This window comes from Bacillus cereus group sp. BceL062 (assembly GCF_051780025.1).
GTDB lineage: Bacteria > Bacillota > Bacilli > Bacillales > Bacillaceae_G > Bacillus_A > Bacillus_A toyonensis.
The window spans coordinates 204,036-227,104 of record NZ_JBPWGY010000007.1 but is presented as its reverse complement, the minus strand read 5'-3'; the positions used below and the strand labels follow the sequence as shown (position 1 = coordinate 227,104).

Sequence of the window (23,069 nt, the reverse complement as noted above, 5' to 3'; positions counted from 1 at the left end):
TTAGGTGCTATAAACTATAACATAAAGATGTTATCATGAATCATAGACGGTTGTCAATAAATGTTCTGCTAACTATTTTTTCCGTTCTACAATTTCTTTTTTACTTCCAAATCTTATAATAGCGTACTTTTCGATAGTATCATCTTTGAAATAAATTTCAAATGGAATATTTTTTTGTAATTCTTTTTGTAAAAATTGTTTTTGCAGATCTTGAGGTGCAGCAATTAATACTGCTTCATCCTCTATATTGCCATATGTAATGAGTTCTCGCTCTAACTCATAAGCAATCGTTTCATACGACATTACATACCCCGTCGCCTTACACGGTACACACTCTTCTAGCAATACGTCACGTAAAGAATGTTTTTTACGTTTACGTGTCATCTCTAGAATCCCTAACTCAGTAAACCCAAGTACTCTTGTATAAGTGCGATCATTTTGCATAGCAGCTATGAGACGTTCTCTTACCTTTTCTTTATCTTCTCGTTTTTTCATATTAATAAAGTCGATTAATATCATTCCACCAATATCACGAAGTCTTAATTGGCGAGCGATTTCGTCAGCGGCCATTTCATTTGTACGAAGTACTGTATCTTGTAAATTTTGTTTTCCGGTAAACTTCCCCGTATTCACATCTATTACAGTCATCGTCTCCATTTGTTCCACAATTAAATAAGCACCGTTTTGGAGCCACACAATTTTTTGAAGTGCTTTTTCAATTTCTCGCTCTATTCCGAAATGATTAAACATCGAAGATTTTTCATTATAAAAAGATACTTTTTCTTTTCCGACCTTGTCTTCTAATTGTTTTACTACACTTCTTGTATCTACAACTATTTTTTCGATCGTTTCAATTGGATTCTCTTGAAATACACGATCTAAAAAAGTCGCTGGTCGATGAAGTAATAGCGGTGCCTTTCCTTGGCCTTCTTTTCTTTTTAACTCTTCATATAACTGCTGTAACCTTTGCATTTCAGTTTGTATTTCTTCAATTTCTCCTTTTTCAGAAGCGGAGCGGAAAATATACCCTCCTGTCCCTTCTACTTCAATTTCGAGTAACTGCTGTCTTCTTTTATTATTTTTTATTTTCCGAGAAACAGCGCGCATTTCATCATATGGCATATAAACGACATATTTCCCGGTAAATTCTATATTCGCTGTTAATTTCGGTCCTTTCGTATCAATTGCCTCTTTCACAACTTGTACGAGTACTGCTTGTCCTTCATGTATACGATAAGAAGACGGTACATCATCATATGAAAGGTACGCATGTTTTTCTAAACCGATGTTTACAAATGCTGCATTCATTCCAGCAATTGTTCTTACGATACGTCCAACGTAAATATGCCCAACAATCTCTTGTTCTTCATTACGTTTCCATAAAAATTCAACAATTTTGTTCTTCTCTTCAATTGCAACGCGCTTTTCCGATCCAGCATAGTTCATGTATAAGGTTTTCAAATTTCTTTCCTCACTTTATAATCTTCTTTGTTTTTACAATAATAAAAGGTTAGTGCTATCGTCAACACTAACCGATTAATTCTTCAACAGATGAAGTTGTTCGTTTTTCAGTAAAATACGCATAGAGTAATTCATTTTCATCCAATGTGTAATGCTCTTTATATTCTCCATGGACGATAATAGAATGCTTATATCCTCTACGAAATTTGGTGAAAATCGTATATAAACGATCTTCTGATTGCACCTCTATAGGTGCAATCTTTTCAATCCCTCTTTTATTTCCGTAATAACGCTCTAATAAAAAGCGCATAAACGCATAACGTCTTTGCTTCCATTCTTGATATAACGATATTGCTAAAAATATGAGTAGTACCCACATCATAATATTGTTACTATTCCAAAGTAACTGCCACCCTAATATGACACTAAAAAAAACACATGACAATTGCATCATTTTTTCATGTGCTTGTAAATAAGGAAAACGATATGATAATACATTAAACAACACTTTCCCGCCATCAAGTGGCCAAATAGGGAGTAAATTAAAGGCTAAAATAATTATATTATTCCACATAAAAAAATAATATAATTCCGCATTCAGCCAGCCAATCTCAAACAATATATACCCTACTAGCATCATCCAAATATGTTGAATAGGTCCTGCAATTACGACAACAAGTTCCTCTTTCAATGATTTATTTCCATGTTCCTCAAGCTCAGCCACACCACCAAACGGTAACAGTTGAATTTTTTTAATACGCCAATTATAATGCGCTGCTGCAAAAGCGTGACCGAGTTCATGAATGAGTACGATACAAAACAACAATAGTAACTCTTTAAAACGCGCCGTAAAAATACCAATAACTATAATAACCCAAAACAACGGATGCACTGAAATTTTCGTTAAAACTTCCTTATATTTAATCAAATGAAATCACCTGAATCGGATCAACAAATTTTTCATTCTTTTTTATTGCGAAATAAAATTTCCCATTTTTATTATTTGCATCATTACTCACCGTTCCAATTTTTTGTTTCTTTGAAACGTAATCATATAACTTTACTGACATATCATTTAAATTTGCATACCACGACTCCGTGCCATCTGCATGTTGAATTTGAACTGTATTTCCAAGTTCTTCTTTCTTACCCGCAAAAACAACTAATCCTTCATTTACTGACTCAACTGTTGCATTTGTAGCCGTTTGGACAAATACACCTTGGCCATTTTTTTGAAATCCTTGCATTACCTTTCCTGAAGCAGGAATTGCATAGTCTTTTTGCTGAATAGTCCCTTCCTTTTTCTCGTTAGGCGAATAGAAGACGAGAGGTTTTCCAAACTGTTTTTCATACCATTTCGCTACAGTAGCAAACTGAAACTCCTCTTTCATCACTTTTTCTGTAACAGCTTTAGCACCATCGAAAGAAGAAGGCGCATTCTTATACAAAATAGCAATTGAAAGAACTAAGATTGCTGATAATAAAACTTTGAAGAAAAAGACTTCCTTTCGAAACAAAGGATGAATTTCCTTTTCTCCCTCTTCAATAAATACCCCTTCACTATCAAAATTCCCCCCGGCAAAATACTGCTCTTCCTCCATTCTTTCTTGCTCTGCCTTCCTTTTCGCAATCCGCTTTTTAATTTCTTCTACACTTCTATTCTTCATACTGTCTCCCTTCTTTCGCTAACCTTATTTAAATAGAAACAGTTGTATACAGTTTGTACATATGTATGAGCTAGGAAAGAAAGATATTCGTATGAAGAAAAAAAGAAAGCACTTCGCATATGTGCGAAGTGCTCTTAACGGATGCCAAAGAAGTTTTTCATCTTTGTAAATACCGATACCTTTTCTTGTTCAAATGCTTGTAATGGTACATTCTCACCCAACAAGCGTCTTGCAATATTACGATAAGCTAACGCTGCTTTTCCACTAGGTTGCAACGCTACAGGTTCACCTGTATTTGTAGCACGAATAACTTCATCATCGTCTTCAACAACACCAAGAAGCTCGATTGATAATGTACGTACGATTTCATCAACATCTAACATATCCTGTTCATGAAGCATATGACTACGCACACGGTTAATAACAAGTTTCGGTGGTTCAATATCCTCTTTTTCTAAAAGCCCAATAATACGATCTGCATCACGCATTGAGGATACTTCTGGCGTCGTAACAACGATTGCTTTATCCGCACCAGCTACCGCATTTTTAAATCCCTGCTCAATCCCCGCAGGACAATCAATTAATATGTAATCATAATCTTGACGTAATACTTGTATTAATTCATCCATTTGTTCAGGTGTTACCGCTGATTTATCACTCGTTTGTGCTGCAGGTAATAAATAAAGATCATCAAAACGTTTATCTTTAATAAGAGCCTGAGGTAAACGACAACGCCCTTCAACGACATCAACAAGATCAAATACAATACGATTTTCCAGCCCCATTACTACGTCTAAATTTCGAAGACCAATATCTGTGTCAATTAAGCACACTTTCTTTCCAGATAAGGCTAGGGCTGTACCAATGTTCGCAGACGTTGTAGTTTTACCTACTCCGCCCTTTCCAGATGTAATTACTATTGCCTCTCCCACAGCTATACAATTCCCCTTTCTAACTTTGTTAAATTAGGTCTAAGATGAGTGAGAAGTTGCAGGCGATCGACAACAATGTGATTGTCCTCATTAATATACGCACATTCTGCCGTCTCCGCTCCGTCTTCTTTCTCTTCCGGAGCCCGCATTGCCACATCACTAATTCGAAGTTGCATCGGGTTCATAACAGATGCAGCGATTACAGCCTCTGAATCCCCATAATACCCAGCATGTGCAATCCCTCTTAATGATCCTACGACAAAAATATTCCCCCCAGCGATAACCGTTCCGCCTGGATTAACATCTCCAATTAACAATAAATTTCCTTTTACATGTAAAACTTGTCCAGAGCGAACAATTTTGGAAATAGGGACAATCTCTGTTTCTTCTTTCCATGCTATTGCTTCCGATTTAGTTATAACATCACTTTCAATTGAATCCACAACAAGATTCTTTTTATTACGAATTAACGTACGAAGCTCTTCTTGGTGGACTTCTGTTAAATAACGATTTCCCACTTTCACATGCACTTCAATTAAAGAACGCCCATCGCCATCATAGTAATGTGTAGATAGTTTTTCGTCCAATTCTTTCAGTAATTCAGAGAATGAACAGCAGTCATCTAAATGAAGCGTTATCCCGTCTTTTGTCCCTTTTATCGTTACATTTTGTTGCTTTTTTTCTTCCACTAAAGTTCACCCCACCGATTCAATTCGACATAAAATTAGAAAATCCTTTTTTCTTTTTCTTCCATCGCTCTTGAAAGACGCACTAAATATCGTCTCAGTGGGAAACAAACTATTAATATGAAAATTCCATTCAGCAATAAAGTAGAAAGGAGACGATCCGTGAAAAAGACATACGCCGACATATGAGTACGTCCTAACAAAGTTAAAAATCCATACACATAATATTCTAATGCTACAATGCTAGCTAATACGATAGACACAACAATGAATAAATTCAATTGTAGTACCTTCATCACACTATAAACTAAATAAGCTAAAATTGGATAAGCAAATATATATATACCGACAAGTTCTGTGTATACGGTATCAAATAAGAAACCAAATAATAGCCCGTAATAAATCCCTTGGACCGGACCATAGTACACAGTAACAAAACATAACACAATGATAAAGAAATGCGGCGCTGCTATACTGTCTTTCCAAAAAACTTCTGTTGGAACAATAGTAGCAAACATATTTTCAAACAGAAAAACAAAAAGGAGCAAAAGAGGAAGAGCTGCTCTTTTTAAAATCTTCATCATCTCTTCTCCTCCTCCTATTCTAATGGCGCTGATTTCATATCACGTTTAGCTACTATAATATGCTCTACGTCATTTAAATCAGCGGCAGGTTTTACATAAGCTGTTTTTGTTAAACCGTATGCATCTGGTTGAACATCAACGATTTCCCCAATCTCAAGACCTTTCGGGAAAATCTCCCCACCAAGTCCAGACGTTACAACCATTTGACCTTTAGCTACTGGTGCATCAGAGCCAATCTTTGTGAAAAGTAACAATTTTTTTTCTTTGTCATAACCTTCGATTAAACCGAAGATATTTTCATTTCCATGTACAACAGCAGAAACACGATTTGTTCGACTCATAGAACTTAACAACTCTACTGATGCTGTAAATTGAGATACACTTTTCACGCGTCCAACTAAACCTTTTGAAGTCATAACAGCCATATCCTTTTTAATCCCTTGCTGTGCTCCTTTATCAATTCCAATTAAATCGTACCATTTATCTGGATTGCGAGAAACAACAGTAGCTGGAATTTCAGAAAAATCGCTCGGCAACTCTTTTTTTTCAGTTAGCTGTCTTAATTTATTGTTGTCTTCCTCTAATTGCTTCACTTTAACTGATAAACTCGCATAGTTATCTATTTTTGCTTTTAATTCTTTATTCTCTTCATACGTGCGCTTTACATCCTCTACATTTTCAAAGAATCCAGCTACATATTTCGCTGGCTTTTGGAATACACGTTCTACAACACCGACAGTGTCTTTAACAAACTGCTCTGGCCATGTTAAACTGTTCCGTTCTTTCAATGAGATTCCAATCAATGCCACGAGAAGAATAATACTAACTAACAAAACAATTAATCTTTTGTTTAAGAAAAACTGTGGCACGTTCACACCCTCTTAATTCCATTGATTTTTATTTTGCAATATTATCGAGCAGCCGTTTTGAAAAGATCGATATTATCTAATGCTTTTCCTGTTCCAATTGCTACGCAATCTAATGGATCTTCTGCAACAAGAACTGGCATATTTGTTTCTTCACTAATCACTTTATCTAAGTTACGTAGTAATGCACCACCGCCTGTTAATACAATACCGCGGTCCATAATATCTGCCGCTAATTCAGGTGGAGTTTTTTCCAACGTATTTTTAACTGATTCTACAATTGCATCTACTGTATCTTTTAATGCATCCGCAATTTCTTCTGGTTGAATTAGTACTGTTTTTGGTAAACCACTTACTAAATCACGACCACGAATTTCCATAGGCTCGATACCTTCTGGCTCGCCTGCAGAACCGATTTCTAATTTTAATGCCTCTGCTGTTCTTTCACCAATCATTAAGTTATAGCTTTTCTTAATGTACTGAATGATTGAATCATCCATATCATCACCAGCAACACGAACTGATTGACTTGTTACGATACCACCTAATGAGATGATTGCAACTTCTGTTGTACCACCACCGATATCAACAACCATACTACCAGTTGGTTCCCAAACAGGTAAGTTCGCACCAATTGCTGCTGCAAATGGTTCTTCGATTGGATATGCATCACGAGCACCCGCTTGACGAGTCGCATCAATTACTGCACGTCTTTCAACAGCTGTAATACCAGACGGTACACATACCATTACATACGGTTTACGTGAGAAGAAGCCGTTTGATTTTTGAGCTTGTTGAATGTAATATTTCATCATTGTTGCTGTTGTTTCGTAATCAGCAATTACACCGTCTTTCATCGGACGAAGTGCTACTACGTTTCCTGGTGTACGACCAATCATTTGTTTTGCATCACTACCTACAGCAACGATTTGTTTCGTATCAGTTTGTAATGCTACTACTGAAGGTTCACGTAAAACTACACCTTTTCCTTTTACATATACAAGCGTGTTCGCAGTTCCTAAATCTATTCCAAGATCGCGAGTAAAGCCACCAAATCCAAACATATTTTTTATCTTCCTTTCTTGTTTTCACGGACTCATTTTTTTCTTATTTTATATTATAAAAACAGTACGTTTTTTATATCTATATCCTTTTTGCAGATAATTTTCTACAAAAAACTCATAAATCACATTATAAAACAAAATAAGTAAAAAGCATAGTCTTAAATATGACCTTTTTCCTTTAAACTCACGAATTTATGGTCACCTATTATAATATGATCAAGCACTTCAATTCCGATAATCTGGCCGCATTCTACTAAACGTTTTGTTACTTCAATATCTTCTCGGCTCGGCGTAGGATCTCCTGAGGGATGGTTATGAAGACATATGATAGAGGCTGCTGCACGGCGGAACGCTTCTTTAAAGACTTCCCTTGGGTGTACAATTGACGTGTTTAAACTTCCAATGAATATCGTTTGCCTATGTATAACTTGATTTTTTGTATTTAAATATAAACAAACAAAATGCTCTTGTTGTAAAAAGCGCAGTTCTTCCATCATGTATTTCGCACAATCTTCTGGGCTTCGAATGCTATATCGATTTTGATACTCTAAACGTACCATTCTTCTACCTAGTTCAAAAGCAGCCATAAGCTGAGATGCCTTTGCAATCCCAACACCATGAATACTGATTAACTCTTCTAACGTTGCATCTTTCAACATACGTAAACCATCAAAGTGATGTAAAATTTTATCTGACAACTTTAAAACTGTCTCTTCTTTAGAACCTGTTCTGAGTAACACTGCAAGAAGCTCCCGATTTGATAAACTCCCTGTTCCTTCTAATAATAAACGCTCCCGTGGCTGTTCTTCTCTGACAACATCACGAATACCGTTCATCTCTCCACCCCTTTTACCTGTTCTCTCAAAGAAAACCCCATGCAATTTTACGCATGGGTTACATCAATATCAAATTGTTTTAATTCCCGAACAAGACGTGCAATTGGTAAGCCGACTACACTGTAGTAATCTCCTTGAATATGTTGAACAAAAATAGACCCTTTTCCTTGGATACCATAACTTCCTGCTTTATCAAGAGGTTCTTTCGATGCAACATATACGTCAATTTCCTCTTCTGTTAATTCCCAAAACGTAACTTCTGTACGCTCATAAAAAGTGACCGTTTTTTCTTTCGATATAATTGCCACACCTGTATACACTTCGTGTGTTTTTCCTGATAATAATTGTAACATTTCTTTCGCCTCAGCCTCATTAGAAGGCTTTCCAAGAATACGCGACTCATATGTAACGATTGTGTCTGCACCTAACACAATGTGATCACTATTATTTTCTGCTACCGCAGATGCTTTTTGCAGGGCAAGGGACATAACAATATCAGGAGGTGATGAATACGCACCAATCGTTTCTTCCACTTCACTTACAACGATTTCAAATGGTACGCCAGCTAACTCCAGCAATTCCTTCCTCCGAGGTGATCCTGAAGCTAAAATAATTTTTCTCATATTTTCTCCTTCCTTTCTCACATGAAGCAGAACAATTTACATCAATCGTATCAAAGGAATAGTTTATCCACAAATGAAAGAAATATTATTTTCTCTAAACAAAATAATATTTCTTTACTGCATACGATTATATTCCAGCCATAGAGAAAGCACTTTGCTCTAAATTTAAAAGAAAAGAAAGAAGTATCTATACTTCTTTCTTCGTCATTTCATTATCTTATCATTTCACTTTTTGCGAAACAATTTTTTCATACGAAAGTATACCATCAATAACAACTTGATTTAATTTCGCCAAAGATTCTTTATCGCCCTTTCCGTCCTTCACTGTTTGCACAGCTATTGACGTATACATATACAGTTTTTTTACCTCCTCCTGCTTCATACTTTTCCCTACTTTTTCAATCGCTTTCCATTCTTTCTCAATTACTTCTATATCTTTTGCATTACTTTTCCCACCAGCTTGTACGCTAGAAGCATATTTTGCTAAATGAGTATATAATGGCTGTACTTTTGTTAAGAATGCTCCTATTTCTTTATCATCTTTAAGCAACGCTTTATCCGTAATATCCCAGTTCTTTTTTAAAACGGAGACACCATCATTTTTATACTGCGTCATTAATTGATTTATAGCCTGTTCATCGCTAGCAATACCAACAATTAGTGCATACTTATCACCGCTCGGTTTCAAAGCAGCAACCCCTCCGTTACCTTTCCATTCTTCAAGAGCGGCCTGTCCCGTTTCTTTGGAAGAATAAAGCCCACCTTGAACAAAAAATAATTTCATTGGCTCTAATGACGTTCCTGTCTGCGCTTTTTGTTTTTCCTCTTTTGATGCTGGTGTTTGTTCTGCCGTTCCATCCACTTTTGATTCTTCATTTCCAGTCTGCTTCGAAGCCGTTACCGTACTTTCCCCTGTTGTCCCTTGTCCTGTGAGTAACTGCAGCATTCCCATTCCAAACGCCGTACCAATTATAATTGCAGTTGTAACAATTACAATTAATGTATTACTCCACTTCTTTCTGTATTTTTCCATGGACGCTGATTTCTTTTTTTGAAACGGAACAACGTTTTTCGGTCTTTCACTTTCCACTACCATCCATTCAAACTCATCTTTCTTCTTTTCTTCATACTTCGCTTCTGTTCCATTTACTTTCACCGAGATCGTTCGTGATTGCTTGTCCATACACTCACACCTCACCTCTTGTCGTTGTCCGCATCATATCATATTCATTTCACAAAAAAACGAGATATTTGTCAGAGAAATTCGCCAAATAACCCTATATAATTATCTTATATGTATGAATTTGACTTCATTTGTAGAACAAAAAAACTAGATAGCAAAGGCTATCTAGTTTTTCTCGCGAATATATTTTCTAACTTCAGAAATGAAATATAGAGAACCCGTTATGATAAAGACATCATTTCCCCCTATCATTTCAACCTTTGTATCAATTGCCTCTTTCCAATTTTCAAAGACTAATTTTGTTTTTTTTTGCGAATGCGCTGCAAGTTTGTCAGCGGAAATGGCACGATCAAAGGCGAATGTTGTAAAAATAATTTCATCGGCAATTGTTTCTAATTGACCTACCATATTATGCAACTGTTTATCACCAAGCGCAGTAAATAAAACTATTATATTTTTATCTTTATAATGTGCCTCTACTGTTTTCACAAGACTCTCAATACCTTCTGGATTGTGAGCACCATCTATTATAATATCAGGATTATTTTTCAGCTTTTCAAATCGGCCAATCCAATACGCTTCATGTAATCCAGCTCTTATTTCCTCTTCCTCAATTAAAAATGATACATATGTTTTTAAATACATAATTGCCATAAGTGCTAGTGAGGCATTTCCTACTTGGTGAACACCTTTCATTGACATTCGAACATCTTCAAAAGATGCGAAAGGACAAGCAAAATCAAAACGTTCCCCATCTTCGTTAGACTGTTTATGTAACGCTGTAAAATGTTTGCCCAGTTCATATAAGTTTGCATGATTTTCCTTTGCAACCTTTTGAATGACCTGCAATGCTTCATCATCTTGCACGCCTGTAATAACCGGAACACCCGACTTAATAATTCCTGCCTTCTCATACGCAATTTCTCCTAGTGTATCCCCTAAAATATGCATATGATCGTGACCGATATTTGTAATAATTGTGAGAACAGGATGAATAACATTCGTAGAGTCAAAGCGCCCTCCAAGCCCTGTTTCAAATAAAACAACATCACAGAAATTGATTTTACCGAAATAACAAATTGCCATAACAGTAATAATCTCAAACTCAGTCGCTTCCCCTAAATCCGTCTCGTCTAGTTTTTCAACGACTGGCTTTACCATGTTTACAAGTTCCGCAATCTCTTCATCTGCAATTGGCGTTCCGTTCACACTAATACGCTCATTAAATGTTTCAATGTAAGGAGAGGTAAATGTTCCAACCTTATATTTTGCGCCTTCTAGCATGTAGCGCATATACGTTAAAGTTGAACCTTTTCCATTTGTACCAGCAAGATGAACACATTTTATATGACGCTCTGGATTTCCGAGTTCTTCTAGCATCCAGCTCATTCTTTCTAATCCTGGTTTAATACCAAACTTCAATCGACTATGAATCCACCCTATCGCTTCTTCGTATGTATGTATCACGTATGTTTTCCCCTTTCAAAAGACAACCTTCATCATTCTATTATACGCAAAGAAAAGAGACTCACCAATATAGTGAGTCTCTAAAATACACTTTATTTCTCAAGATCTGCTAGACGTTGGCGAACTGCTTCGCGTTTTTCTAGGTAATCTTGCTCTTTCGCACGCTCTCCGTCAATAACTGCCGCAGGAGCTTTCGCTACGAAGCCTTGGTTTGAAAGTTTCTTCTGTACACGTTCTACCTCTTTATCGAACTTCTCAAGTTCTTTTTCAAGACGTGCTCTCTCTTCGTCAAGGTTGATAAGATCAGCTAACGGTAAGAATAACTCTGCACCTGATACGATTGCAGTCATCGCTTTTTCTGGCGCTTGTAAATTCGTTTGAATTGTTAATTCACTTGGGTTACAGAAACGCTCAATGTAAGAGCTGTTTTTCGTAAGTTGAGCAAGGATAGCCTCATCTTTTGCTTTAATTTGCATTTGAACTTTTTTGCTCATTGGCGTATTTACTTCTGCACGGATGTTACGAACAGAGCGAATGATATCAACTAGAAGGTGCATTTCTGCTGCCGCTTCTTTATCTTGTAAATCTTCGCGAACTGTTGGCCAAGCCGCTACTGTAATAGACTCGCCTTCATGCGGTAAATGTTGCCAAATCTTCTCTGTTACGAACGGCATGAATGGGTGTAATAGACGCATCGTTTGGTCTAATACGTAAGCTAAAATAGAACGAGTTGTTTTCTTAGCTGCTTCATCTTCACCGTATAGTGGAAGTTTCGCCATCTCAATGTACCAGTCACAGAAATCATCCCAAATGAAGTTGTATAATGAACGACCAGCTTCACCGAACTCATATTTATCCATGTTACGTGTTACACTTTCAATCGTTTCGTTTAAGCGAGTTAAAATCCACTTATCTGCAACTGATTTTTCACCAGTTAAATCGATTTCTTCATACTTCATATCATCCATGTTCATTAATACGAAACGTGATGCGTTCCAAATTTTATTAATGAAGTTCCAAGTAGATTCTACTTTTTCCATGCTGAAACGTAAATCTTGGCCTGGTGCACTTCCTGTTGATAAGAAGTAACGCATTGCATCTGCACCGTACTTCTCGATAACATCCATCGGGTCGATACCGTTACCAAGAGATTTACTCATTTTACGTCCCTGTTCATCACGAACTAAACCATGAATTAATACATCTTTAAATGGACGCTCTCCTGTAAACTCTAAACCTTGGAAAATCATACGAGATACCCAGAAGAAGATGATGTCATAACCAGTTACTAAAGCATCTGTTGAATAGAACTTTTTAAAGTCTACTGCCTCTTCATTTGGCCAACCAAGTGTTGAGAACGGCCATAACGCTGAGCTAAACCATGTATCAAGTACGTCGTTATCTTGATTCCAGTTTTCAATATCCGCTGGCGCTTCAGTACCTACGTATACTTCACCAGTTTCTTTATGATACCAAGCTGGAATTCGGTGTCCCCACCATAATTGACGAGAAATACACCAGTCATGAATGTTTTCCATCCAGCGTAAGTATGTGTTTTCAAAACGCTCTGGTACGAACGTTACTTTTTCTTCTTCTTTTTGTTGAAGTGCTACTGCTTTTTCTGCAAGTGGAGCCATTTTTACGAACCATTGTGTTGATAAATAAGGCTCAACAACTGCACCGCTACGCTCACTATGACCTACTGAATGCATATGAGGCTCAATTTCTACTAATACGCCCGCTTCTTGTAAGTCTTTCACTAACGCTTTACGGCATTCGAAACGGTCCATACCGTTATACTTACCAGCTTTTTCGTTCATCGTTCCATCTTCGTTCATTACTAAGATGCGTGGTAAGTCATGACGGTTACCTACTTCAAAGTCATTCGGGTCATGAGCTGGTGTAATTTTTACAACGCCTGTTCCAAAGTCTTTTTCTACGTACTCATCGGCAATAATCGGAATCTCACGGCCTACGATCGGAAGGGTAACTGTTTTTCCGATTAAATGTTTGTAACGATCGTCTTCTGGATGAACTGCTACAGCTGTATCACCAAGCATCGTTTCTGGACGAGTAGTTGCAAGACGAATGTGACCAGAACCATCTGTTAACGGATAGTTCATATGGTAGAATGCACCTTGAACCTCTTTATGAATTACTTCGATATCAGAAAGAGCTGTACGTGTTGCTGGGTCCCAGTTGATAATATATTCACCGCGGTAAATTAAGCCTTTTTCGTATAATTGAACGAATACTTTATTAACTGCATCAGATAAACCTTCGTCTAATGTGAAACGTTCACGAGAATAGTCTAGTCCTAAACCAACTTTCCCCCATTGTTGACGAATGTGAGAAGCGTACTCTTCTTTCCACTCCCAAGCTTTTTCAAGGAATTTCTCACGGCCAAGATCGTAACGTGAAATACCTTCTTCACGAAGTTTTCCTTCTACTTTCGCTTGTGTTGCGATACCCGCATGGTCCATTCCTGGAAGCCATAATACATCGTATCCTTGCATACGCTTCGTACGAGTTAAAATATCTTGAAGAGTTGTATCCCAAGCATGACCTAAGTGTAACTTACCAGTTACGTTCGGAGGTGGAATTACAATTGTATACGGTTGTTTCTTCTCGTCTCCTGTTGCTTCGAAATATTTGCCTTCAAGCCACCATTGATAAAGGCCTTCTTCAACGGACATATGATCATATTTAGTTGGTAAATTCTTTTCCGTGTTTGACATTATTTTCCCTCCTTAAAATAAAAAATGCCCCTCATCCAAAAAAGGACGAGGGACATCGCGGTACCACCTTTATTTACAAACAAATTCAGAATTTGCTTATACTCTTAATTTGATAACGGACAAATCCGTCTTTTCCTAATGAGAACTATTCCGTTCAGAAAAGATGCTCCAGGGCTACCTTCTAACATAACTATCTAGAGAATCTCCCAGCTAATGATTCTCCTCTCTGAAGACGTTTCATGTTATACTCTTCCCCTTCAAGGCATTTATATGATTGTTAATTATTATATACAATAGTGTAAAAAACGAAACCTTATTCGTCAAGATAAATTTAAGACTATCACTTTCCGGGCGAATATAAAAAAGATAAGTAGCATCCTCCACTTATCTTTTTTACTCCTCTATTTACGGGCGGTAAGACCCCCACCACTGATTAAAGTTTCACTTTATCCGTTCCCTTGCTGGGCAGCTTGTAATTGTGACAGGAAATATTCTACATTGCTAACGAGCCAATGTGATTGTTGCAAGCTCTTTACTCCGCGAATCTCATTTTCCTTATTGCGACTCTGCCTTCTTTTTTTATAAGACTCAATTTGCCGAATAAATTGCGATGGATAGGTCATGTAAGCATACATAAGCAGTTGCTCTTCTTTCGTAAACGGGAAGTTTTTTTGGTACATTTGATACCATTCAAAACGATCACTTCGCGCAATTGGATATGTGTTTAAAGACCGCGAATAAAACCCTACAATATCTTGCACAGGCGTTGCAAATTTCGATTTTTCTAAACTAATAAAATAGCCATTCCGTTCATAGTCAAATAAAAAATGATTAAGTGACACGTTACCATGCACAAAAGTAATGCGTGTTTTATCTTTTTCTTTCATCGCATCGTTCCACTCATTTAATTGCTTCGTTGCAAATTCACGCGCCCTCATTACATGATGATAGTACGTACAATATTGTAATTCAAACGGAGACATATACCACTTCGCTTCAGATTCTACAAGAAACTCTTCTAACATCTCACCATCATTTTCCCAACGATCGGATATACTTGTGTAATGTTTTTCTAAATCCTCTTCTGTATATGTTTCTTCTTTCACCGTTTTTTGGTGCAACGTTCCAAGTGTTTGAAACATTTTATGGTATTGATCATTATCCTCGCCGTTTCCTTCCGCGCGTTCTAACCAAGGCATTAAATAATAATTATAAGTCCCGTCACTTAAAATATAATTCCCATCCGTCGCATGGTATATAGGTACATAATTTGAAAAACCTTTCTCCTTCAAATATTGAATATGATGTAGAAAGTTATTCCGCTCTAACTTTCTATCTTCTATTTTCTTTAGCGCATATGGACCTTGATTCGTGTAAATTTTCGTTACACTTCCGTGCTCTTCCATATGCTGCGTATCCAATCTATATTGCCTTACAATGGGTTCATAGCGATTTCGTAATTCAATATCCATACGAATAACCCTTTCTATTCAAAACATAGCCTCTAGGACAATAGGGGAGCGAAAGCACTCCCCCCCTTATTTCGCCTTTGCTTTTGAAACGGGAATATAAATAATTTGTCCCGTAGTTAAATATATATCTTCTGTTTGATTAACACGGTATAAGTTTTGTACAGACGTGTCATAACGTTCTGCAACAGATTCGATTGTATCCCCTTCTTGCACGAAATACATTCTTAACTTCGTAAATTCTTCTTCCGGTTCTTTCGTAAATAATTGTGTTAAATAAAGCGCATTTTCATCTCGCTGTGAGTATGCTTCTTCTTGCTCTTCCTGCTTTTTCGCCTTTTCTTTTTGATAATCTTTTCGTCCAAACAATTCAAATTGCAGCGTCGTTTCTTGCTCCTCTTCACGCTCCGCAAATTCATGTTCTGCCAATTCCTCTTCCGCTTCTTCTTGCTCTTTTCTTTCTTCTAGCTGGAACGGTTCAAATGCGTAATCTTCCCATTCATCCGATTCTTTATAGGTTGGTTCCGCTACATGCGGCGCGGGTCTATTTTCATCCTCTTCAGCTGAATCATCTTCTAACTCAGCATACGCCGTTTCTTCCTCTTCATCCTCGATTCTTTCCTCATCACATAAACCTGTAATAGATATATCCGCTAATAATTGTAAGCAACCATTTTCCTTCAATTCATAATCAAATTCCTCAATTGATACATATAATTCTTCAATTACTTTCACTCGATTTCTTGGAATTGATATTTCAAGTGGAAAGGAATGAACAAGTTCATTCACCCCATCTTCCCTTGTTTCTACATAATCAATTGACTTTGCTGGCGATAGTTCTCTTAATGAATAGGCCGAATCATCTTGCCTTGCAACATACTCCCCTGTTAAATCTAACTGCCCTCTCACGATAACTTCATGATCAAGCTCTTCTATCTCAACGTCTGGATCTAACGAAATTGACAAAAGTTCTTCGACTTCCTGTCCTTTTTGGAACCAAACAGATTCTTTTAATGAAAATCGTAACGAATGATCTGTTGTCACTTCTTTTCCCCCTCCCAAACTATATGTCATTACAGTTTTATGTATGTAAAGCCCACTTTATGAATAAAAAAAATCGCTCCCCTTATGGAGAGCAATTTTCTCTAATATATTATGCTTGTAACTTTGACATTGCAATTTCAGCCGCTGCAATCGTCGCTTCAATATCTGCATCACTATGCGCTGTCGATAAGAACAAACCTTCAAATTGAGATGGTGGCAAGAATACACCTTGTTCTACCATTTCACGATAGTAAGCCGCGAAGAATTCTAAGTTTGAAGATTTCGCTGTATCGTAATTAATAACCGGCTCATCTGTAAAGAAAATACCAATCATAGAGCCTGCACGGTTAATATGATGAGGAATACCATATTTTTCAGCCGCCTTACGTAGTCCCGCTTCTAACATTTCTGCTTTACGCTCAAACTCTACATATGATTCTGGCGTTAATTGTACTAACGTTTCATAACCTGCTGCCATTGCAAGTGGGTTACCTGATAAAGTACCAGCTTGATAAATCGGCCCGCTCGGCGCAACTTGACGCATAATTTCTGCTTTACCACCGTACGCCCCTACTGGTAAGCCACCACCGATTACTTTACCTAAACAAGTTAAATCAGGTGTTACACCGTAGTAACCTTGTCCACAGTTATAAGCAACACGGAATCCTGTCATTACTTCATCAAAAATAAGCAGTGCACCGTTTTGTTCTGTTACTTCACGAAGCCCTTCTAAAAATCCTGGTTGCGGAGGAACAACCCCCATATTCCCTGCTACTGGTTCTACAATTACACAAGCAATATCATCACCGAATTGTTCAAAAGCGTACTTCACACTTTCTAAATCATTATAAGCTACTGTAATCGTATTTTTCGCTACACCTTCTGGTACGCCAGGGCTATCTGGTAAACCTAGAGTCGCCACACCAGAACCAGCTTTAATTAATAACGAATCACCATGACCGTGGTAACAACCAATAAATTTTAAAATTTTGTTACGGCCTGTATAACCACGAGCTAAACGTAGTGCACTCATTGTCGCTTCTGTTCCAGAGTTAACCATGCGGACAATTTCAATCGATGGTACACGCTCAATAACAAGTTTCGCTAATTTATTTTCGATTTCTGTCGGCGCACCGAAGCTTGTACCTCTTTCAGCAACAGATTTTAACGCTTCAACAACACGATCATTTGCATGACCATGAATTAAAGGACCCCATGATAATACGTAATCGATGTATTCATTTCCATCAATATCATATACTTTAGAGCCTTTTCCACGCTCCATAAACAATGGATTCATACCAACAGATTTAAAGGCACGAACAGGGCTATTTACGCCACCAGGCATTAAGTCTTGTGCCTCTTCAAACGCCGCAATCGATTTATCAAACTTTTTCATTATTTAGCGCCTCCTTCTTGTAACCATTTTGCTGCATCTTTCGCATGATACGTAATAATTAAGTCTGCTCCTGCACGTTTCATGCTAATTAATTTTTCAAGCACAACTTCTTTTTCATTAATCCAACCATTTTGCGCTGCCGCTTTAATCATTGAATATTCACCACTTACGTTGTAAGCAACGATTGGTAAATTAAAGTTATTTTTCACATCACGAATGATATCTAAGTAAGAAAGAGCTGGCTTTACAATTAAGAAATCAGCACCTTCGACTACATCTGATTCTGCTTCACGGAATGCCTCCATACGGTTCGCTGGGTCCATTTGATATGTTTTACGGTCACCAAATTGCGGCGCGCCGTGTGCAGCATCACGGAACGGTCCATAAAATGCTGATGAATATTTCACAGCGTACGACATAACTGGTACGTGTCCAAAACCATTCTCATCTAACGCATGGCGAATTGCTGTTACGAATCCGTCCATCATGTTTGATGGCGCAATAATGTCCGCTCCTGCTTTCGCTTGGCTTACAGCTGTTTTCGCAAGTACTGCAAGAGACTCGTCATTTAAAATAATACCATCTTCAATTACACCGCAATGACCATGGCTTGTGAATTGACATAAACATGTATCTGCAACTACTACTAACTCAGGGAACTCATCTTTAATTTGCTTAATGGTACGCTGTACAATTCCATGATCACAATATGCTGATGATCCAACTTCATCCTTTTCAGCAGGTAAACCAAATACAATAACAGAACGAATACCTAAATCAACAACCTCTTGCATTTCAGCTTGCAATAAATCTAAAGAGATTTGATATACACCCGGCATAGAAGGAACTTCATTACGAACATTCTCTCCTTCTAATACAAAAATAGGGTAAATAAAATCTTCCGTATGTAAAAACGTTTCACGCACAAGCGCACGCATGCCCCCGCTTTGTCTTAAGCGACGATGACGATTAAATTGTAAAGAGTTCATAAATTTCTATCCCCATTCTTTTATTTTGTCCCGCGTTAACGGGCAGTAAGACTCCCATCTCAAAATTCGGCTAGAGCAAAGAAGTTAGATGGGAAATCAACTGCCCATAAACGCCCAATTGGTGAGGGCTAATAATTAGTGGGGAATGAACCTCCCACTAATTAAAGTTTCACTTTATAGATTCACAAATGCATTGTAGTAATGCTTCTACAGTGTACTCTTTCGGCACAATAACATGCGGAAAATAAAGGTTCGCTTCTTTTTCCGTAATAGGCCCTATACAAGCAATTGTACATTTTTTTGTCCATTCTCTCCAGTTTGTGCCCTCCAGTAAACGAACAAAACTATCAACAGTTGAAGGACTCGTAAATGTAATAACATTTACTTTCCTTACTTTCAATGCTGTTATAAGTTCTTGTTTTTTCTCTACATTTACTTTCGTACCGTATACGATTAGCTCATCTAGAGAAACACCAATTCCCCGAAGTTTAACTGGAATTACATCTCTCGCTAAATTCCCTTTCGGAAATAAAATACGCTCGTTTCCACTTAATTCTTTTAGAAACTCTTCGGCAAACACTTCTGCAACAAATGAGGTTGGAACAAAATGAACTTGATAGCCCCTTTTTTCTAACTCTAATTTTGTTTTCACGCCTACCGCAGCGATTTTAATAGTTAATGGTAGTTTCTTTTCTAAACCATCTAGAAAAAAAGTTACACCATTTTTACTCGTAAAAATAACCCAGTCATACGAATGTAGCTGCCTTGCTGTATGGTGAATTCGCCTATGAGATGTGCCTTCCATACGCAAAAGCGGAATTTCCAATGGAATTCCGCTCCGTTCTTTCACTGCTACACTCATTTGTTTCGCTTGATGCTGGGCACGTGTAATCAATACTGTTTTGCCAGCAAGAGCATTCATATTTATCGTTGTCCCTTATTTGCAGCAAGAATGAGTTCTTTTGCGCCTTGTTTAATTAAACGGTCCGCAGCCTCTAGCCCTACTTCCTTTGGTTCAACGCCTACCACTGTCTCTTTTAATAAAACAGAGCCGTCCATAGAACCGACAAGAGCTGTTAATTCGATTGCATCATCCTTTGTAAGAGTTGCATATCCAGCGATCGGAACTTGACATCCACCTTCAAGTTTATGAAGAAATACTCGCTCCGCTGCCACTGTTCTCTCTGTTACAGCATCATTCATATGCGATAACAACTGTAATAAATCGTTATCGTCCTCACGACATTCAATCGCTAATGCACCTTGTCCTACAGCTGGTACACATAACGTTTCATCTAAATGTTCTGTAATCACTTCATCATCCCAGCCCATTCTTTGTAATCCAGCTGTCGCCAAAATAATTGCATCATAATCTTCTTCTTTTAATTTACGTAAACGTGTATCGATATTTCCGCGAATCCATTTCACTTGTAAATCTGGTCTCGCAGCTAATAACTGTGCACTACGTCTTAAACTACTCGTTCCTAAAATCGCACCTTCTGCTAAATCTTTAAATAATTCTCCGCTTTTAGAAATAAAAGCATCACGAGGGTCAACACGCTTTGGTGTACAGCCAATCATTAATCCTTCTGGAAGTACGGCTGGCATATCTTTCATACTATGTACAGCCATATCAATTTCTTTCGTAAGTAACGCATGTTCAATTTCTTTAACGAACAAACCTTTTCCGCCTACTTTTGAAAGAGTAACATCTAAAATCACATCACCTTTAGTGACAATTTCTTTCACTTCAAATTCATATGGTAAACCAAGTGCTTTTAACTGATCAATAAACCAGTTTGTTTGCGTCAATGCTAGCTTACTCTTTCGTGAACCTACAATAATTTTGCGCATAATTCTCTCTCCTCATTATAAATACCAAAAGTGGAAATTAGATAAACTACTTAATAGAAAAATGTTAACTAGCATTACGAGAAAGGCCCCTACATTCCACAGTACAATTTTCTTCCCTTGCAACACATCTGCCGCTCGTAAATACAAGCCCGTACAATATACAAATAGAACGACAAACGAACCGATTACTTTCGTATCATACCAATGAAAATTGTCCAATTTTGTATATCCCCATATGCATCCTAATAAAATTGCTAGTAAGAAAAATGGAACAGAAAATAAATTTAACCCGTAAGACGTAGATTCAAGCTTCGGCAAATTCCCTAACCTTCTTAATCTCGCATTCCACTTTTTCTTTTTTAATAGGCGATATTGCAGTAAATACATAATAGAAAAAATAAACGATACCGTAAACGTTGCATAAGAAATAATCGCCATTCCAACATGCACGTATACAAGTTCTGAAACTAATTGCTCTGCAAGTACTGGCGACATCTTTCCGAGCGGTGTAAAAATAGAAAAGGCGCTTACGCCAAATGCTACAACATTTGTAAAGAAGACTAAAAAGTCAACGCGCATAAATCGATTTATGACTAACGACATCGTAATCAATAACCAAACATAAAAATAAATCCCTGATAATAAAGTTAAAATGGGATTCGTTTCTGAATCTGTCGCCCTAAGCAACATAAAAATAGACTGCAATACCCATACAATCGAAAGTAACCAAAAAGCAAATCGGTTCGCCTTTCGGTTACTTTGGAAATAATCTATAAAATATAAACTAATGCTACAAGCATATAAAATAATTGCAATATGATAAATAATACTGTTATTTAAAAAACTCATCCGATCATCCTTCCAAATTATAAAGATGGAACGGATGGTGTCCACACTCTTTTATGTTCTACTTCTTCCGCACGACTCTCTACTTCTTCCGTTTCTAAATCAAAAATCTTTGCAAATAACGCTAATTTTTCGCCCGCCCCCTCTTCAGCAGCTATTTCTTTTGCTACTAAAATTGGGTCTTTTAATAATTGGTTAATAATACTTTTCGTATGCTTACTAATTACTTTTTTCTCACGATCACTAAGATTTGGTATTTTTCGTTCAAGACTTTCCATCGTTTCGCTTTGAATTACAAGTGCCTTATCACGAAGAGCTGCTATTAACGGAACAACACCAAGTGTACTTAACCACGTTTTAAATAGAACAATTTCCTCTTCAATCATAAATTGAATTTTCTCTGCTTCTTTCAAACGCTCAGCACGATTTGCTTCCACTACTCCTTGCAGATCATCAATGTCATATAAGAAAGAACCTTCTAACTCATCAATTGCTGGATCAATATCACGTGGCACTGCAATATCAACCATAAATAAAGGACGACCAGAGCGCATTTTCTCTACCTTTGTCATCATCTCTTTCGTAATGACATACTCTGATGCACCAGTGGAACTAATTAAAATGTCCGCTTCTAATAATGCACATTGTAATTCACTTAAAGATTTTGCATGTCCCATATATTTCTCAGCCATTACTTCCGCTTTTGAAAGCGTTCTATTCATAACGGTTACTTTACGAGCACCGCTTCCGTATAAATTTTGTAATGCAAGTTCTCCCATTTTACCAGCACCAAGAATAAGTACATGACAATCTGTTAACTCACCAAATATTTTCTTTCCAAGTTCAACAGCAGCATAACTAACAGACATTGCACTCTCACCAATTGTTGTTTCTGAGTGAGCACGTTTTGCTAACGTAATGACTTGCTTAAACAATTCGTTAAAAATTGTACCTGTCGCTTTTACTTGTTGCGCTTCTAAAAAGCTATCTTTTATTTGACCTAAAATCTGCGTTTCTCCAACTACCATAGAATCTAAACCGCATGTTACGCGGAATAAATGATCTATTGCACCATCTTGTTCAAAAATAGTTAAATATGGTGCGACTTCTTCTATTTCAAGCTGAAACCAATCAGCTAAAAACTTCTTAATATAATACCGTCCCGTGTGTAATTGATCGACAACAGCATAAATCTCAGTGCGATTACAAGTTGATACAATGACATTTTCTAACACGCTCTTTTGACTTTGTAATGTAGTCATTGCTTGTTCTAGCTCTGCTGCCTGAAATGTGAGTTTCTCACGAAATTCTACAGGGGCTGTTCGATAATTTACACTAACAACAAGAATATGCACGCAGCA

21 protein-coding genes and 1 other annotated feature are annotated in these 23,069 nt (G+C 37.3%); all 21 genes read right to left on the bottom strand.

Going from position 1 to position 23,069, the window contains the following annotated elements; genetic code table 11:
- Positions 1 to 72 precede the first annotated feature (72 nt).
- The 21 genes from ACS2MN_RS18045 to hemA all read right to left on the bottom strand — a co-directional run bounded on the left by ACS2MN_RS18045 (position 73) and on the right by hemA (position 23,063).
- Positions 73 to 1,461 (bottom strand): Rne/Rng family ribonuclease, encoded by a 1,389-nt coding sequence (locus tag ACS2MN_RS18045; RefSeq protein ID WP_000855445.1) that lies wholly within the window; start codon positions 1,459 to 1,461, stop codon positions 73 to 75.
- A 67-nt stretch (positions 1,462 to 1,528) separates the two neighbouring features.
- Entirely contained in the window at positions 1,529 to 2,389 is an 861-nt protein-coding gene (gene spoIVFB / locus ACS2MN_RS18040; protein WP_000598976.1) for a stage IV sporulation intramembrane metalloprotease SpoIVFB, read from the bottom strand.
- A complete protein-coding gene (spoIVFA, locus tag ACS2MN_RS18035) occupies positions 2,382 to 3,128 on the bottom strand; it encodes a stage IV sporulation protein SpoIVFA (protein WP_000797540.1) in 747 nt (248 codons plus the stop codon). Before spoIVFA ends, spoIVFB begins: the two co-directional genes overlap by 8 nt.
- A gap of 134 nt (positions 3,129 to 3,262) precedes the next feature.
- Positions 3,263 to 4,060, bottom strand: coding sequence for a septum site-determining protein MinD (minD, locus tag ACS2MN_RS18030; protein ID WP_000503310.1), 798 nt, complete (start codon positions 4,058 to 4,060; stop codon positions 3,263 to 3,265).
- 2 nt (positions 4,061 to 4,062) lie between these two features.
- On the bottom strand, positions 4,063 to 4,749 hold the full coding sequence (minC, locus tag ACS2MN_RS18025; protein WP_000391516.1) for a septum site-determining protein MinC: 687 nt from the start codon (positions 4,747 to 4,749) through the stop codon (positions 4,063 to 4,065).
- A 35-nt stretch (positions 4,750 to 4,784) separates the two neighbouring features.
- Positions 4,785 to 5,330, bottom strand: coding sequence for a rod shape-determining protein MreD (gene mreD / locus ACS2MN_RS18020; RefSeq protein WP_000975760.1), 546 nt, complete (start codon positions 5,328 to 5,330; stop codon positions 4,785 to 4,787).
- Positions 5,331 to 5,344: 14 nt separating this feature from the next.
- Positions 5,345 to 6,199, bottom strand: a complete 855-nt coding sequence (gene mreC / locus ACS2MN_RS18015) for a rod shape-determining protein MreC (RefSeq protein WP_001135475.1) — start codon at positions 6,197 to 6,199, stop codon at positions 5,345 to 5,347.
- 41 nt (positions 6,200 to 6,240) lie between these two features.
- Positions 6,241 to 7,260, bottom strand: a complete 1,020-nt coding sequence (mreB, locus tag ACS2MN_RS18010) for a cell shape-determining protein MreB (RefSeq protein WP_000466737.1) — start codon at positions 7,258 to 7,260, stop codon at positions 6,241 to 6,243.
- A gap of 158 nt (positions 7,261 to 7,418) precedes the next feature.
- Complete coding sequence (gene radC, locus ACS2MN_RS18005) at positions 7,419 to 8,096, bottom strand: DNA repair protein RadC (RefSeq protein ID WP_001013401.1); 678 nt, start codon at positions 8,094 to 8,096, stop codon at positions 7,419 to 7,421.
- A 47-nt stretch (positions 8,097 to 8,143) separates the two neighbouring features.
- Positions 8,144 to 8,719 carry a Maf family protein gene (locus tag ACS2MN_RS18000; protein ID WP_001226281.1) on the bottom strand — a complete coding sequence of 192 codons (576 nt, stop codon included), beginning with the start codon at positions 8,717 to 8,719 and terminating at the stop codon, positions 8,144 to 8,146.
- 220 nt (positions 8,720 to 8,939) lie between these two features.
- Positions 8,940 to 9,902, bottom strand: coding sequence for a hypothetical protein (locus tag ACS2MN_RS17995; protein WP_000361024.1), 963 nt, complete (start codon positions 9,900 to 9,902; stop codon positions 8,940 to 8,942).
- 165 nt (positions 9,903 to 10,067) lie between these two features.
- A complete protein-coding gene (locus tag ACS2MN_RS17990) occupies positions 10,068 to 11,369 on the bottom strand; it encodes a bifunctional folylpolyglutamate synthase/dihydrofolate synthase (RefSeq protein WP_000582091.1) in 1,302 nt (433 codons plus the stop codon).
- A gap of 92 nt (positions 11,370 to 11,461) precedes the next feature.
- The gene (locus ACS2MN_RS17985) at positions 11,462 to 14,107 is read right to left on the bottom strand and encodes a valine--tRNA ligase (protein ID WP_000072230.1); all 2,646 of its coding nucleotides are present in this window, start codon (positions 14,105 to 14,107) and stop codon (positions 11,462 to 11,464) included.
- Positions 14,108 to 14,145: 38 nt separating this feature from the next.
- Positions 14,146 to 14,377: a binding site (T-box leader), on the bottom strand.
- A 176-nt stretch (positions 14,378 to 14,553) separates the two neighbouring features.
- Positions 14,554 to 15,579 carry a spore coat protein YsxE gene (gene ysxE, locus ACS2MN_RS17980; RefSeq protein WP_000350668.1) on the bottom strand — a complete coding sequence of 342 codons (1,026 nt, stop codon included), beginning with the start codon at positions 15,577 to 15,579 and terminating at the stop codon, positions 14,554 to 14,556.
- Positions 15,580 to 15,645: 66 nt separating this feature from the next.
- The gene (spoVID, locus tag ACS2MN_RS17975) at positions 15,646 to 16,650 is read right to left on the bottom strand and encodes a stage VI sporulation protein D (RefSeq protein ID WP_002045157.1); all 1,005 of its coding nucleotides are present in this window, start codon (positions 16,648 to 16,650) and stop codon (positions 15,646 to 15,648) included.
- 79 nt (positions 16,651 to 16,729) lie between these two features.
- Positions 16,730 to 18,019, bottom strand: coding sequence for a glutamate-1-semialdehyde 2,1-aminomutase (gene hemL / locus ACS2MN_RS17970; RefSeq protein WP_016109134.1), 1,290 nt, complete (start codon positions 18,017 to 18,019; stop codon positions 16,730 to 16,732).
- Positions 18,019 to 19,008 carry a porphobilinogen synthase gene (gene hemB, locus ACS2MN_RS17965; protein WP_001087061.1) on the bottom strand — a complete coding sequence of 330 codons (990 nt, stop codon included), beginning with the start codon at positions 19,006 to 19,008 and terminating at the stop codon, positions 18,019 to 18,021. Before hemB ends, hemL begins: the two co-directional genes overlap by 1 nt.
- 169 nt (positions 19,009 to 19,177) lie before the next feature.
- The gene (gene hemD / locus ACS2MN_RS17960; RefSeq protein ID WP_000992364.1) at positions 19,178 to 19,930 is read right to left on the bottom strand and encodes a uroporphyrinogen-III synthase; all 753 of its coding nucleotides are present in this window, start codon (positions 19,928 to 19,930) and stop codon (positions 19,178 to 19,180) included.
- Between the two features lie 2 nt (positions 19,931 to 19,932).
- Positions 19,933 to 20,862 carry a hydroxymethylbilane synthase gene (gene hemC / locus ACS2MN_RS17955; protein ID WP_001226431.1) on the bottom strand — a complete coding sequence of 310 codons (930 nt, stop codon included), beginning with the start codon at positions 20,860 to 20,862 and terminating at the stop codon, positions 19,933 to 19,935.
- A gap of 15 nt (positions 20,863 to 20,877) precedes the next feature.
- A complete protein-coding gene (locus ACS2MN_RS17950; protein ID WP_000009003.1) occupies positions 20,878 to 21,711 on the bottom strand; it encodes a cytochrome c biogenesis protein in 834 nt (277 codons plus the stop codon).
- Positions 21,712 to 21,728: 17 nt separating this feature from the next.
- The gene (hemA, locus tag ACS2MN_RS17945; protein ID WP_000547854.1) at positions 21,729 to 23,063 is read right to left on the bottom strand and encodes a glutamyl-tRNA reductase; all 1,335 of its coding nucleotides are present in this window, start codon (positions 23,061 to 23,063) and stop codon (positions 21,729 to 21,731) included.
- Between the last annotated feature and the right edge of the window lie 6 nt (positions 23,064 to 23,069).

Bases quoted from the DNA above. Each gene is read 5' to 3' on its own strand.
- spoIVFA (WP_000797540.1), bottom strand. From the start codon at position 3,128: ATGAAGAATAGAAGTGTAGAAGAAATTAAAAAGCGGATTGCGAAAAGG.
- mreD (WP_000975760.1), bottom strand. From the start codon at position 5,330: ATGATGAAGATTTTAAAAAGAGCAGCTCTTCCTCTTTTGCTCCTTTTT.
- mreB (WP_000466737.1), bottom strand. From the start codon at position 7,260: ATGTTTGGATTTGGTGGCTTTACTCGCGATCTTGGAATAGATTTAGGA.
- radC (WP_001013401.1), bottom strand. From the start codon at position 8,096: ATGAACGGTATTCGTGATGTTGTCAGAGAAGAACAGCCACGGGAGCGT.
- ACS2MN_RS18000 (WP_001226281.1), bottom strand. From the start codon at position 8,719: ATGAGAAAAATTATTTTAGCTTCAGGATCACCTCGGAGGAAGGAATTG.
- ACS2MN_RS17995 (WP_000361024.1), bottom strand. From the start codon at position 9,902: ATGGACAAGCAATCACGAACGATCTCGGTGAAAGTAAATGGAACAGAA.
- ACS2MN_RS17985 (WP_000072230.1), bottom strand. From the start codon at position 14,107: ATGTCAAACACGGAAAAGAATTTACCAACTAAATATGATCATATGTCC.
- ysxE (WP_000350668.1), bottom strand. From the start codon at position 15,579: ATGGATATTGAATTACGAAATCGCTATGAACCCATTGTAAGGCAATAT.
- spoVID (WP_002045157.1), bottom strand. From the start codon at position 16,650: ATGACATATAGTTTGGGAGGGGGAAAAGAAGTGACAACAGATCATTCG.
- hemL (WP_016109134.1), bottom strand. From the start codon at position 18,019: ATGAAAAAGTTTGATAAATCGATTGCGGCGTTTGAAGAGGCACAAGAC.
- hemB (WP_001087061.1), bottom strand. From the start codon at position 19,008: ATGAACTCTTTACAATTTAATCGTCATCGTCGCTTAAGACAAAGCGGG.
- hemD (WP_000992364.1), bottom strand. From the start codon at position 19,930: ATGAATGCTCTTGCTGGCAAAACAGTATTGATTACACGTGCCCAGCAT.
- hemC (WP_001226431.1), bottom strand. From the start codon at position 20,862: ATGCGCAAAATTATTGTAGGTTCACGAAAGAGTAAGCTAGCATTGACG.
- ACS2MN_RS17950 (WP_000009003.1), bottom strand. From the start codon at position 21,711: ATGAGTTTTTTAAATAACAGTATTATTTATCATATTGCAATTATTTTA.